General features: G+C 47.0%; 11 protein-coding genes. 9 read left to right on the top strand and 2 right to left on the bottom strand.

The window, feature by feature from the left end:
- The first annotated feature begins 1 nt into the window (after position 1).
- The 4 genes from ACN0VA_RS13425 to ACN0VA_RS13410 all read left to right on the top strand — a co-directional run bounded on the left by ACN0VA_RS13425 (position 2) and on the right by ACN0VA_RS13410 (position 5,587).
- Positions 2-436, top strand: a complete 435-nt coding sequence (locus ACN0VA_RS13425; RefSeq protein ID WP_417821651.1) for a universal stress protein — start codon at positions 2-4, stop codon at positions 434-436.
- 133 nt (positions 437-569) lie between these two features.
- A complete protein-coding gene (gene gabT / locus ACN0VA_RS13420) occupies positions 570-1,838 on the top strand; it encodes a 4-aminobutyrate--2-oxoglutarate transaminase (RefSeq protein ID WP_417821650.1) in 1,269 nt (422 codons plus the stop codon).
- Positions 1,839-1,852: 14 nt separating this feature from the next.
- Positions 1,853-3,304: an NAD-dependent succinate-semialdehyde dehydrogenase gene (locus ACN0VA_RS13415; RefSeq protein WP_417821649.1), complete on the top strand. Its 1,452-nt coding sequence runs from the start codon at positions 1,853-1,855 to the stop codon at positions 3,302-3,304.
- 156 nt (positions 3,305-3,460) lie between these two features.
- Positions 3,461-5,587 carry a methyl-accepting chemotaxis protein gene (locus tag ACN0VA_RS13410; protein WP_417821648.1) on the top strand — a complete coding sequence of 709 codons (2,127 nt, stop codon included), beginning with the start codon at positions 3,461-3,463 and terminating at the stop codon, positions 5,585-5,587.
- 21 nt (positions 5,588-5,608) lie between these two features.
- On the opposite strand, the gene ACN0VA_RS13405 is transcribed toward ACN0VA_RS13410, so the two are convergent.
- Positions 5,609-6,997 carry a PLP-dependent aminotransferase family protein gene (locus tag ACN0VA_RS13405; protein WP_417821647.1) on the bottom strand — a complete coding sequence of 463 codons (1,389 nt, stop codon included), beginning with the start codon at positions 6,995-6,997 and terminating at the stop codon, positions 5,609-5,611.
- A 236-nt stretch (positions 6,998-7,233) separates the two neighbouring features.
- Between ACN0VA_RS13405 and dctP the strand changes: the two genes are divergently transcribed.
- The 5 genes from dctP (at position 7,234) to ACN0VA_RS13380 (ending at position 12,404) form a co-directional block, all read left to right on the top strand.
- Positions 7,234-8,280: a TRAP transporter substrate-binding protein DctP gene (gene dctP, locus ACN0VA_RS13400; protein ID WP_417821646.1), complete on the top strand. Its 1,047-nt coding sequence runs from the start codon at positions 7,234-7,236 to the stop codon at positions 8,278-8,280.
- 74 nt (positions 8,281-8,354) lie between these two features.
- On the top strand, positions 8,355-8,858 hold the full coding sequence (locus ACN0VA_RS13395) for a TRAP transporter small permease subunit (RefSeq protein WP_417821645.1): 504 nt from the start codon (positions 8,355-8,357) through the stop codon (positions 8,856-8,858).
- Positions 8,855-10,174, top strand: a complete 1,320-nt coding sequence (locus tag ACN0VA_RS13390) for a TRAP transporter large permease (RefSeq protein ID WP_417821644.1) — start codon at positions 8,855-8,857, stop codon at positions 10,172-10,174. Before ACN0VA_RS13395 ends, ACN0VA_RS13390 begins: the two co-directional genes overlap by 4 nt.
- Positions 10,155-11,459, top strand: coding sequence for a hydroxymethylglutaryl-CoA reductase, degradative (locus ACN0VA_RS13385; protein WP_417821683.1), 1,305 nt, complete (start codon positions 10,155-10,157; stop codon positions 11,457-11,459). The genes ACN0VA_RS13390 and ACN0VA_RS13385 overlap by 20 nt, the downstream gene beginning before the upstream one ends.
- A gap of 162 nt (positions 11,460-11,621) precedes the next feature.
- Positions 11,622-12,404, top strand: coding sequence for a 3-hydroxybutyrate dehydrogenase (locus ACN0VA_RS13380; protein WP_417821643.1), 783 nt, complete (start codon positions 11,622-11,624; stop codon positions 12,402-12,404).
- Here ACN0VA_RS13380 and ACN0VA_RS13375 read toward each other — a convergent pair.
- On the bottom strand, positions 12,401-13,210 hold the full coding sequence (locus ACN0VA_RS13375; RefSeq protein WP_417821642.1) for an alpha/beta fold hydrolase: 810 nt from the start codon (positions 13,208-13,210) through the stop codon (positions 12,401-12,403). The two genes, ACN0VA_RS13380 and ACN0VA_RS13375, sit on opposite strands and share 4 nt — an antisense overlap.

Here is a 13,210-nt window from a genome sequence, read left to right as displayed (position 1 = left end):
AATGACTGTTTTTAAGAAAATTCTGTTACCTGTCGATTTGGCCCATGAAGAACAAATTGATGAACAGATCAAGGTTGCGGTTGCCATTGCCAACAATGAAGAGGCGGAAATTCACATGCTTTATGTGGATCAAAGCCTGATCCATCGCGCAGGCTATCCGCATTTAAGCAAAAAAAATGTGACGGACCATCAAGGGGATGCGGTTAAAAAAATTGATGTTTTCCTGAATAAACTTCCCAAGAACCTTAAAGGGGACAGTTTATGCAGGGAAGGCACAGCCCATGATCAAATTGTTGAAACGGCAGAAGAACTTGGTGTGGATGCTATTATCTTGATGGCACAGAAACCGGGTATTTCCAGCTACTTCATCGGATCAAATGCGGAACGGGTTGTCCGTCATGCTCATTGTTCGGTTTTCGTCATTCGCGAGGATTAACGTCAAATGCTTTTACAGATTTAACCGTCACCTACGGTTTTCACACAATTAAATGAATAACGGTATGCAAGGGATGCATATGGCACCCCCTTGCCTGCCCAAGACCTACTTTGGAAAGAATAGAGGTACTAAAATGGCTAACAATGCAAATCTTCTGGAACGTCGTATTGATGCGATTTCGCGCGGCGTCGGCTTTATCACGGATTTCTTTGCGGAACGTGCGGAAAATGCGGTAATATGGGATGTAGAAGGTCGTCGCTTTATTGATTTTGGCGCCGGGATCGGGGTCTGCAATACAGGACACCGCAACCCCCAAGTCACAGCGGCAATTGAAAAACAGGTCGCAGCCTTCACCCATACCTGCCATCAGGTCACGCCTTATGAAAATTATGTGGAACTGGCGGAAAAACTGAACAAGTTTGTTCCCGGTCCCAGCAAGAAAAAAACCGCTTTTGTCTCCACCGGTGCCGAAGCCGTTGAAAATGCCATCAAAATTGCACGCGCCCACACAGGGCGTACAGGTGTGATTGCGACAAATGGCGGTTTCCACGGCCGGACATTTATGGGGATGAGCCTGACAGGTAAAGTGATGCCTTATAAGGCGGATTTTGGTTCCATGATGAACGATGTTTACCATTTCCCGTTCCCTAATGATGTGCATGGCATTTCTGTTGAGGCCTCTATCAAGGCATTGGAGAACCTGTTCAAATCCGATATTGCCCCGAAAAATGTCGCGGCCATTATTTTTGAACCGACACAAGGCGAAGGCGGTTTTTATCCGGCGCCGCAAGATTTTGTTGAACGTATCCGCGCCATTTGTGACGAACACGGCATTGTTATGATTGCTGATGAAGTTCAAAGCGGTTTTGGGCGTACTGGCAAGTTCTTTGCGATGGAACATTACGGTGTTGAAGCCGACTTGACGACCTCTGCCAAAGGATTGGGCGGCGGTATGCCAATTTCTGCCGTTATTGGTAAGGCGGAAATCATGGATGCGCCGAACCCGGGTGGTCTGGGCGGAACATATGCCGGTAATGCCGTTGCCGTTGCGGCCGCGAATGCGGTGTGTGACATCATGTCCGATCCGGCCTTTCATGAACGTACAACCGCCTTGGGTGAAAAATTACGTGCCATGTTGAGCGCATTGAAAGACGATGTTCCCCAAATTGCAGACGTGCGCGGTCAAGGTTTGATGGTTGCTGTTGAATTTATCGAAGATGGGAACCCGCGCGCAGATATGGTGGCTTCTGCCATTAAATTTGCCAAAGAAAACGGCCTGATTTTGTTGTCTTGCGGTGTCTATGGCAACTGCATCCGTTTCTTGCCGCCTTTGACTATTCAGGACGAAGTTTTCGACGAAGCCCTGAACATCATTGCCGCTGCCATTAAACAAGCCGCGTAAAGGGAGATATTTTTATGAACTTGACCAACAAAGCACTCCTGCGTGACAAAGGTTATATCGACGGGGCATGGGTGGATGCAGACAGTGGTGAAACGCTGGAAGTGACCAACCCTGCGACGGATGAAGTGATTGCGGTTGTTCCCAAGATGGGTGCCGCAGAAACACGGCGTGCGATTGAAGCGGCCCGTGTTGCACAAAAACTATGGAAACGTCGCCCGGCAAAAGAACGTTCAAATATTCTTCGTAAATGGTTCACCCTGATCATGGAAAATCAGGAAGATCTCGCGCAAATTATCACCGCCGAAATGGGTAAACCCTTGACGGAAGCCCGTGGTGAAATTGCCTATGGTGCAAGCTATATTGAATGGTATGCCGAAGAAGCCAAGCGCGTTTACGGTGAAACGATTCCGGCCCCATCTGATGATAAGCGTATCGTTGTGATGAAACAGCCGATCGGGGTGATCGCCTCAATCACCCCGTGGAATTTCCCCAACGCCATGATTACCCGCAAAATTGCACCGGCCTTGGCGGTTGGATGTGCCACGCTGATGAAACCGGCAGAACAAACCCCGTTATCAGCCCTTGCCTTGTGCGAATTGGCGGAACAAGCGGGTCTTCCCAAAGGTTTGATCAACTGCGTCATTGGTGATCCGGTTGCCATTGGTGGCGAAATGACGGCAAATGACACAGTTCGCAAAGTGACCTTTACCGGTTCGACCGGTGTGGGCCGTTTGTTGATGAAACAATCTTCCGATACCATCAAAAAACTGGGATTGGAATTGGGCGGTAATGCGCCGTTTATCGTTTTTGATGATGCGGATTTGGATGCCGCTGTCGAAGGCGCGATGATTTCCAAATATCGCAATTCGGGCCAAACGTGCGTTTGTGCGAACCGTCTTTATGTTCAGGAAGGGGTTTATGATGCCTTCGCTGAAAAATTGGCGGCCAAGGTTCGGGAACTGAAAGTCGGAAATGGTCTGGATGATGGTGTTGTTCAAGGTCCGTTGATTGACATGAAAGCCATTGAAAAAGTCGAAGACCACGTGGCCGATGCGCTTGCCAAAGGCGGTGAAATTGTGTGTGGCGGGAAACGTCATGCCTTGGGCAAAAGTTTCTTTGAACCGACAATCATTAAGAATGTCACCAAAGAGATGAAAGTCGCCCGTGAAGAAACGTTCGGCCCCGTCGCCCCTTTGTTTAAATTCAAAGACGCCGAAGATGTCATTGAACAAGCCAATGATACGGAATTTGGTTTGGCCTCTTATTTCTATTCCAAAGATATGAGCAACGTTTTCCGCGTGGCAGAAGAATTGGAATACGGCATGGTTGGCGTCAATACAGGCCTGATTTCAAATGAAGCCGCCCCATTTGGCGGGGTTAAACAATCTGGCCTGGGACGTGAAGGTTCCAAGTTTGGATTGGATGACTACCTGGAACTGAAATACGTCTGTTTATCTGAAATTTAATAGATTTCCTTCCTCCTAATATCAGGGGGAAGGATGGTCTCTCCCGAGAGTTCTCCCCTAGAGACTCTTTACTTATCCCCTTCTTCAATTTGGAGAAGGGGATCTTTTCTAAATCAGCTGTTGATTGAAGCTGACAAGTTTACTTCCGAGGTCTCAATGAAACTGAAATTTAAAGTTCCTATTGTTGTTGTCTTGTTTTGTGCCCTGTCATGTCTTTCAATTGGCAGCCTGTCTTATGTTGAAAGTAAACAAGCCCTGATGGAGAGCGCATTGCAACGTTTGCAATTGATCGCTGCCGCCAAAGGGCAAATCCTTTCACATAATCTGGAGAATGCTCAAAAAAGCCTTGAAGGTCTTGCAAACAGCCAAACGTTTTATGAGGCGCTAAACAATCTGGATGGAGCTTACAAAACCACGGAACCAGATGAGATTAAACAAGCGTTTCAAGTCGAAAAGAAATCAGCAGAGGAACGCGCGCAAATCCTAGGTGATCCGCAAAGCAATATTTATTCATGGCGACACAGTACGCTGCATCCCTCTTTTCTTGCAATTTGGCAAAGTGCAGGTATTTCAGATGCTTATGTAATCCAATCCAATGGGTTAGTGATTTATACCATTACAAAATCAGAAGCATTTCTGAATAATATCTTTGAACAATCGCAAACGGCACTCAGTCAGATTGCGAGAACAGGCTTGAATTTGCCCAAAGGTGAAAGCGCTTTCCAAGATTTCACCGCCTATCGGGTGAATGATGAAGTCGAAACATCTGCCTTTTGGGTACGCCCGGTTTATCCTGCTTTTGCGATGGAAGATGCGAAACCGGAAGCCGTGGTCGTTTTTCGATTATCTTCCAAAAAGATCGCTCAAATGATTCATGATCGTAGTGAAGATGCCAATCCACAGGATAATTTTATCATCGGGGTGGATGGGAAAAGCCGATCGGATCGTTTGATGACAAATGGCCCGAAAGCCTTGACACACCAAGTTGATAAAGAGGCATTGGAAAAAATCAAGAGTGCGCAGGTGCGCACAATTGAATTTAATGATGAAAATGTCGGGCCGGAACTGGCAGCTTTTTCCCCAATTAAAACGGCCGGGCAAACATATTATTTGATTGCCGCCCAAGATAAAACAGAAGCATTACGACCCGTAAAAGAAATGGGCCTGATCATGCTTTATACGGGTGTTGGGGTTATGGTGATCATTACTTTAATTATGGTTTACCTTGGCCTTCGTTTAACAAAACCGATTGAGGCGCTGTCCACTGTGACACGCCAATTGGCAGACAATAATTTAACAGTGGATGTGCCGGGGTTGGAGCGAGGTGATGAAATTTCTGAAATTGCCCAGTCCGTGAATGTATTTAAGGTAAACGCAATTCGCATGCGGGAGATGGAGGCAGAACAACAAGCCTTAAAACAACGCGCAGAAGATGAAAAACGCCAAGAAATGCAGAAGCTCGCAACCAGTTTTGAAGAAACTGTCGGGGCGTTAATAAAACGTGTTTCATCTGAAGTTATGAGTGTTCGTGATCAGGTCAATGAAATTGCAGCAGACGCTCATGATGTTCAATCTCAAGCAGGGCACGTAAACCGAAGTTCTGATCAATCCAGCGAAAATGTTACGTTGATCTCTGCCGCGATGGAAGAACTTGTGGCTTCGGTAAACGAAATTTCGCAACAGGTCAGTCAAGCATCCACAATGGCAAGAACGACAAACGAAGTGGCACAAAATGGGGCGGATCGTGTGCAGAAACTCGCGCATATCATTTCGGAAATCAGTCATGTTGTTATTTTGATTCAAGATGTTGCAGAACAAACAAATATGTTGGCCTTAAATGCCACCATCGAAGCCCAGCGTGCCGGTGAGGCCGGTAAAGGATTTGCCGTCGTCGCGTTTGAAGTGAAAAAATTGGCTGGTCAAACGGCGCAGGCAACTGAAGGTATTAGCCGTCAAATCAATGAAATACAGGTGGTCAGTGCCGAAGTGGTCGAGGCGATAAAGTCGATAACAGGTTCCATTCATACGTTGGAAGAAATGAATACATCGGTTGCGATGGCCGTGAATGAACAAGGTACAACCATGAATGAGTTGTCGTGCAATACGCAAGCGGCCAACGTTGGTGTGCAGGATGTACGTAATGGAATTGCACAAGTGAGTGAAAGCACGACTAAAACGGCGCAAAGTGTTGGGCAGGTTTTAGAAAAATGTATGGAAATCTCTCAAGCAAGTGATGACTTGGAAAGTGAAGTAAACTTGTTCTTAAAAGGTATTCGTTATTAAGGTTAAGAACGGACTGTGTGGCTATGGTAGATGATCTGCCATAAACTCCAAAAAGGCAGGATTGCTCACGTGCGCAATATTTAATCGCATGGCGCAAGGTGAGACGGTTTCTTCGAGTGCGAAAACGGAACCGGGCGCTAAAAAGATACCATGTTCCATTGCAGCCTGTACCAGTTGATATTCATCGTATTTTTCTGGACTTTTGATCCATATGTAATAGCCCCCAGTGGGCGGGACAATGATCTCGGCACCAATGTCTTCCAGATCAATGAGGGCTTGATTTCGGGCTTTGTCGGTGCGTTTTTTCAATCGTCGTAAATGCCTGACGTAATGACCGTTGACCATTAAGTTATAAACAAGGCGTTCGCCGAATTCAGATGAACTGACAACGGTCAGCATTTTTAAATCGCATAAGGCCGCTATGACATCATGGTTTCCCGCGACATATCCAACGCGAAGATTGGCCGATAAGGTTTTTGAAAATGTGCCGATATATAAAACACGATTAAATTGATCCAGCGCAGCCAAGCGTGGGGTTGAAGGCGGTAAAACATCTGCAAACGGGTCATCTTCGACGACCAGTATATTGTGTTTTTCCGCAAGCATTAAAATCTGGTGAGCGGTTGCAATGCTGGTTGATCCCCCTGTCGGGTTATGGGCCAGCGATTGGGTGAAAAAAAGCTTTGGTTTATAAATGTTGGCTTTTTGCGCAAAATCGATTGGGTCCGGCCCATCGACCAATCGTTTAATACCGACGATTTTGATATTGGATAATTTTAATTTTCCAAACAGGGGGTAATATCCCGGTTCATCCACAAAAACGACGTCACCGGGGACGAGCATGTGACGAATAATCAGGTCCATTGCATGATTGGCCCCGTTGGTTAGCAGAATTTGTGAAGGCTCGGCATGAATAGATCGTTCTGATAACAACACGGTGATGCGTTCACGCAATGGGGTATATCCCATAGGGGAGCCATAACCGTCGCGTAAATTGGTGTCACGTAGGGATTTCGGACTCCTGAAAAACGCGGCGACTTCGGAATCCTCGATCCAAGAATAAGGTAAGCGACCATCGCCAACTGGCACTTTATAGGTGCGCCCCAATTGTTGACGTAGCAGAGAAATGACACTGATCGCCTCGTTTTGTTGTGGAATGGATTTTGGGACAATATTGCGGCGTGGACCAATGACAAAATAACCCGCCCCCTGTTTTGCACGCAGATAACCGATGCCGACCAAACGGTCATAGGCTTCCGCCATTGTGTTTTTGGAGACACTGTTCTCTTTGGCGGCTTCACGAATGGATTGCAGGCGTGTACCGGGCTTTAACGTTGTGCTTTCAATCATGGTTGAGATGCGATCAATGATGGCCTCAACCAGATTTGTGGAGTTTATATTTCGTGCCATTTTTAAATTGTACCCATATTTTTAATGGTACAGTGCCTCAAAATTATAAGAAAATTGTCCCTGTTTTACGGAATTCTATATCGGCATACTGTTGTCAATCACTCGTGCCGTCAAGGTATTTGGGTTACTTCTGAAAGTGTTCATGTTTGTTTATTTTTGAACAATTTTAAAAAGTGTCCCAATTTTTCGGTAAAGAAGTGCTACAAAAGCTAAATTTTTAACAGTGGAGTTGATCTATGAAAGACGTGAGCAGACGGAATCTGATTAAAGGCAGCGCTTTGGCCCTTGGCGCGGGTGCTGCGGTTTTGACAGGGGCAAAACCGGCAAGCGCAGGTGACAAAATTGTATGGCGTATGCAAGCCTTATGGGGCGCGGGCACAACGCCGCAAATTTATGAAGAAAAGTTTGTTAAACGGGTTGCTGATTTAACCGATGGCAATTTCGAAATTAAATTGTTCGCAGGGGGACAGTTGGTCCCCAACGCACAAGCCTTTGATGCGGTGCGTTCTGGTGCCTTCCAGATGATGAAAACATTTGATGGTTATGCCGCTGGTAAAATTCCGGCTTTTGGTTTTACGTCCACGGTTCCTTTTGGTTTCCCGGACCCGGATCAGTTCGAAGCTTGGTTCTATGAATTGGGCGGTCTGGAAATGGCACGCGAAGCCTATGCACCGGCTGGGTTGACCTATATCGCACCGACGGTTTACGGCGAAGAACCTATCCATTCAAAAGTTCCGCTTAAATCTTTGGCTGATTTTAAGGGCAAAAAGGGCCGTTTTGTCGGTCTTGCCAGTAGTGTGATGGGGGATATGGGTGTATCTGTGGCACCCTTACCGACAAGCGAAGTCTATTCCGCCTTGGATAAAGGTCTGATTGATCTGGCAGACCGTGGTGATATCAAAGCCAACTTCGAACAAGGACTGGCCGAGGTTGCGAAATACATTATTTTACCAGGCGTTCATCAGCCAACAACCGCCACAAGCTATGTCGCCAATACGGCCGCTTATGGTGCTTTACCGGAACAATATAAACAGGCGCTTGCAGTTGCTGCGCGCGAAGTTTCTTCTTCTTTGCGTCAAAACATTATGGTGTCAAACGTCGAATATTTACAAAAGTTCAAAGACGCCGGTGTCGAAATTATCACACTGGATCAGGACGATATTGCACAAGGGCGTAAAACAGCCGTTGGGTCATGGCGCAAAGCGACCAAAGGTAACGAACTGGCAACACGTGTGCTGGAAACGCAAATGAGTTATATGCGTCAACTTGGACTTTTGGCCTAAAGCTGAGATGTGTCCCGACAGTGTCCTTTGATTGTGCCTGTCGGGAACCTTTCCTCTTCCTGAAAAGAAAATAAATGAAATCAATTGCTTATTTCATTACGTCGGTGAATCGTTTCTTTTTTCAATCGGCGAAATGGATCATTTTTCTTATTGTTCCGATTATGTTGCTCGAGGTCGTTAGCCGATATGTCTTTGACAGTTCAACGATTTGGGCATCTGAACTCGCGACTTTGTTGTTTGGCCCTTATTTTTTGTTGGGTGGTCCGTACTTGCTTTATTTAGGCGGGCACGTCGCCGTTGATCTTTTAAAAGATCGCGCAGGGCCGCGTTTGACCTTTTGTATGGAATTGATCGGTTTGATGATGGGCGGTGTTTTCGCCGTTATCTTGACAGTTTATTCGACTGGGCAGGCTTACAATTCCTTCTTGTTGAACGAAACATCCTTTTCAACGTGGAACCCGCAAATCTGGCCTTTTAAAATCTTTTTGCCGATTGCCAGTTGTTTGCTGGTTGGTCAGATTTTGGCAAATCTCGTCTTCCTGTTTTCTCATGAGACACGTCAGGAGGAAACGGCATGAGTTCGTCTTTGACACTCTTTTTAATGTTTTCCGCACTTGTTTGCGTCATGTTGACAGGGGCACCACTGGCGTTTGTTTTGGGCGGTGTGGCATTTGGCTTTACCATTTTATTATGGGGGCAGGATGCGCTGGTAATCTCGGTCCTGCAAACGTTTGAAACCATGACATCGGAGGCCTTGCTCGCCATTCCCCTTTATGTGCTGATGGCTTGTATTTTGCAACGGTCCGGCATTATCGAAGATTTATATAGTGCGATGGAAAAATGGTTCTCCCGGATTGGCGGCGGTCTGGCGATCGGGACGATTATCATTTGTACGATTATGGCGGCGATGACAGGCGTGGTCGGCGCTGCCGTTGCAGCGATGGGGATTTTGGCGTTACCGTCGATGTTGAAACGACATTATAACCAACCGCTTGCCCTTGGGGCAATCTGTGCGGGCGGTACGCTTGGTATTTTGATCCCGCCATCTGTGGTGACAATTGTCTATGCGATTACGGCAAAGATTTCGATCGGTAAAATGTTTATTGCCGGTATCGTTCCCGGCTTGATTTTAGCCGTGCTTTACAGCGGTTATATTTGGATACGCGTGTGGCTTAATCCTTCCCTTGCCCCCAAACCGGATGAGAATGAAGATGATTTTACTCTTCAGGAAAAATTGCGTTCGTTGCGCACTCTCATTCTACCGGCTTTGATTATTTTAGGTGTGCTGGGAACCATCTATTTAGGGATTGCAACCCCAACTGAAGCAGCGGCTGTGGGGGTTGTTGGCGCCTTGATTTCTGCACTGGTTTCGCGCCGTCTTGTTTTTCAGGAAATTTCAGGGGCGGCAACGGATACGTTGAAAGTCACCGCGATGATTTTATGGATCACAATCGGTGCACGGACGTTCATTTCTGTTTTCAGTGCAACGGGCGGGGCGGACTCCGTCGTCAGTTTTGTTCAAAATTTACAATTCTCCCCTTACGTGGTGTTGGGCATCCTGATTTTGGTGCTGGTCTTTCTTGGGCTGTTTTTGGACGAAATCGGTATCATTTTATTATGCGTGCCCGTGTTCCTACCGATCATCACAGCCCTTGATTTCGATCCTTTGTGGTTTGGTGTTCTCTTTATGATTACGGCGCAAATGGCCTATATCACGCCGCCTTTTGGATACACGTTGTTCTATCTGAAGGGGGTTTTGCCGCCCCATATCGGTATCGCCCAGGTTTATCGCGGTGTGATCCCGTTCTTTCTTCTGCAAGTTTTCGCTTTAATTCTGTTTGTTTTGTTCCCCGATCTGGTGACGTGGTTGCCGAATTTCATGGTCGGGCACTAAAAATAAGAGGTCAATAATGTCTGTTAATTCCCGTATCTCAGGTTTTCATAAGCTGCCTGTTGAGGAACGTTTGAAAAAAGTTGCCGAATATACTGGCCTTGCTTCGTCTTCGTTGGATACATTTGCCGATAGTGGCAATCTGCCGATGGATGTGGCTGATCGTATGATTGAAAATGCCATTGGGACCATGCCTATTCCCATCGGGATTGCGACCAATATGATCATTGATGGCGAAGATGTCTTAATCCCTATGGCATCGGAAGAATCATCGGTGGTGGCTGCGGTTTGTAATGCGGCACGACAATGTCGGGGCAGTGGTGGATTTACCACATCCATGACCGGATCGTTGATGATTGCGCAAATCCAACTTGTTGAATGCAGTGATCCTTTTGCTGCGCGCATTAAAATCTTGGAACAGCGCGAGAAAATTAAAGAGATTTGCAACGATGCCGACCCGGTTTTGATCAAATTAGGCGGGGGTTTTCATGATGTAGAGGTTCGTATCCTCGACAGTAAATCCGGTCCGATGGTGATTACCCATATTATTGTGGATACACGCGACGCGATGGGGGCCAATACGGTCAATACAATGGCGGAAAAACTTGCGCCATTTATCGCAGAATGGACCGGAGGGCGGACTTATTTGCGTATTCTGTCCAACCTCGCGGATCAACGTTTGGCACGTGCGCGCGCCACATGGCGTTTGGAGGATATCGGTGGGGAAAGTGTGCGGGATGCAATGATGCAAGCCTATTACTTTGCAGATGTTGATCCCTATCGCGCGACGACCCACAACAAGGGCATTATGAATGGTATTTCTGCTGTTGTTTTGGCAACGGGAAATGACACGCGTGCGGTTGAATCCGGTGCGCATGCTTATGCCGCACGTTCGGGGCGTTATACAAGCCTGACCAATTGGGAAGTGGGTCGAGACGGTAATCTTGTCGGGTCAATTGAAGTGCCGATGCCGGTTGGTCTTGTTGGCGGGGCCACAAAAATTCATCCGGTTGCACAAACCAATCTCGAAATTTTGGGAACAAAAAGTGCTGCAAGCCTTGCGCGAGCCATTGCAGCTGTTGGCTTGGCACAAAATTACGCAGCCATGCGGGCACTGGCAACCGAAGGCATTCAAAAAGGCCATATGGGATTGCACGCCAAAAACATTGTCGCAATGGCAGGCGGTGTTGGTGATGAAATTGATATCGTTGCCGAAATTCTGGTTAAATCCGGGACAGTGCGTGTTGATGTTGCCGAACAGGAATTGGCAAAGTTACGCAACAAATAATCATCTGAGTGTCTGACCTATTATCCCTTCTGTTACGATTTCTTGCAGAAGGGATTTTTTTGTTTTCAAGTTGGATCAGGGGGCTGTTGATGCGTCCAAGAACCTTGACCTTGGAAAACAAATGTTTAACTATCCTGCAAAATTATATATGGGAGATATTTCATGTTAACGGGCAAGATTGCACTTGTAACAGGGTCGACAAGCGGGATTGGTTTAGGTATAGCGCAAGCATTTGCCGAACAAAATGCCGATGTGGTTGTAAATGCACGGACACAAACACCGGAAACCGATGCACTGGTTGAACAATTGAACGGCTTGGGCACAGGGCGCGTCATTTTTGCGGCGGCGGATTTGTTACAACAAACAGAGATTGAAGCCATGATGGCGAAAGTCAAATCCGATCTTGGTCCGGTTGATATTTTGGTCAATAACGCGGGCATGCAGCATGTGGCGCCAATTGAAGGTTTTGCACCGGATAAATGGGATATGGTTCTTTCTTTGAACCTGAATGCCGCGTTTCATACCATGCGTTTGGCATTGGCCGATATGAAAGAAAAAGATTGGGGCCGCATTATCAATGTGGCGTCTGCCCACGGTCAGGTGGCTTCTGTCAATAAATCGGCCTATGTGGCCTCCAAACACGGATTGATCGGTTTAACCAAGGTCTGTGCGCTGGAAACCGCCGAAAGCGGGATCACGGCCAATTCCATTTGTCCGGGTTGGGTGCGCACACCATTGGTGGAAGATCAAATCGTGGCGCGTGCAGAAAAATCAGGACGTTCTATTGACGAAGAAGCTCGTGACCTGTTGTCAGAAAAACAGCCCTCAAAACAGTTCGCAACGCCTGATCAGTTGGGGGCCGCTGCGGTGTTCCTATGCAGTGATGCTGCCAGCCAGATGACCGGCTCCACCCTGACGATGGATGGTGGCTGGACGGCTGTTTAAACGTAAAATTTGATTAAAGTGTCAACGAACCTCCCCGGATCAAATAGATGCGGGGAGTGGTCGGCCTGTTCAATCAGGTGGAGTTGGTTATAGGGTAATGTCTTTTGCATGTAGCGTGCAACCGCTTCACCGTAATAATTGCTATCTGTTCCATAGACCAACAGGGTAGGCAGGGTGATATTGGGCAGAAGATTACGAAAATCGGCTTGTGTTAGATCCCGCCAGATATCAATGAGGGGAAGGGGATCAAGGTTCTGAAGATAGGCCCGCAAGGCTTGCATGCCTTTTGAATTTTCTTCGTATTTTTTACGTGTTTTTGCATTGTGACCAAAAGCCGCGAGTTTAAGAACATTTTCGGCAAATTCATTTTGTAAGGCGTTGATAAATGCAGTGCTTTTATCTTGATCAAACTGCCCGTAAATGCCGTGAAGCCATGTCGGATCTGTGACCAATTTGGGGGTTTGATCAATGATTGCGATCTGGGATAGTTTGTCCTGTCCGTAAGTTTCCAGATATTGCCAGAGGATAAACGCCCCCATAGAATGCCCGACGACCATCGGCTTATCCAGCTTATAATCACAAATCAGATTGTTCAGGTCTGCTGCCATTTGGGACAAGGTGCATGGTGTTTCGCTGTGATGTACAGATTGCCCATGCCCACGCGCATCCCATGTGTAAAGGGTGAAGCGGTCTTTCAGCAGATCAATGACGCGCGCCCAGTCGTGATGAGATCCGCACCAGCTGTGTAACAGGACAAGCGCAGGGCCGTTCCCTTGAATATCTACATAAATGTCACGATTTGTCAT

Source organism: Terasakiella sp., from assembly GCF_048267425.1.
Classification (GTDB): Bacteria; Pseudomonadota; Alphaproteobacteria; order Rhodospirillales; family Terasakiellaceae; genus Terasakiella.
This window is presented reverse-complemented; position numbering and strand designations above follow the sequence as displayed.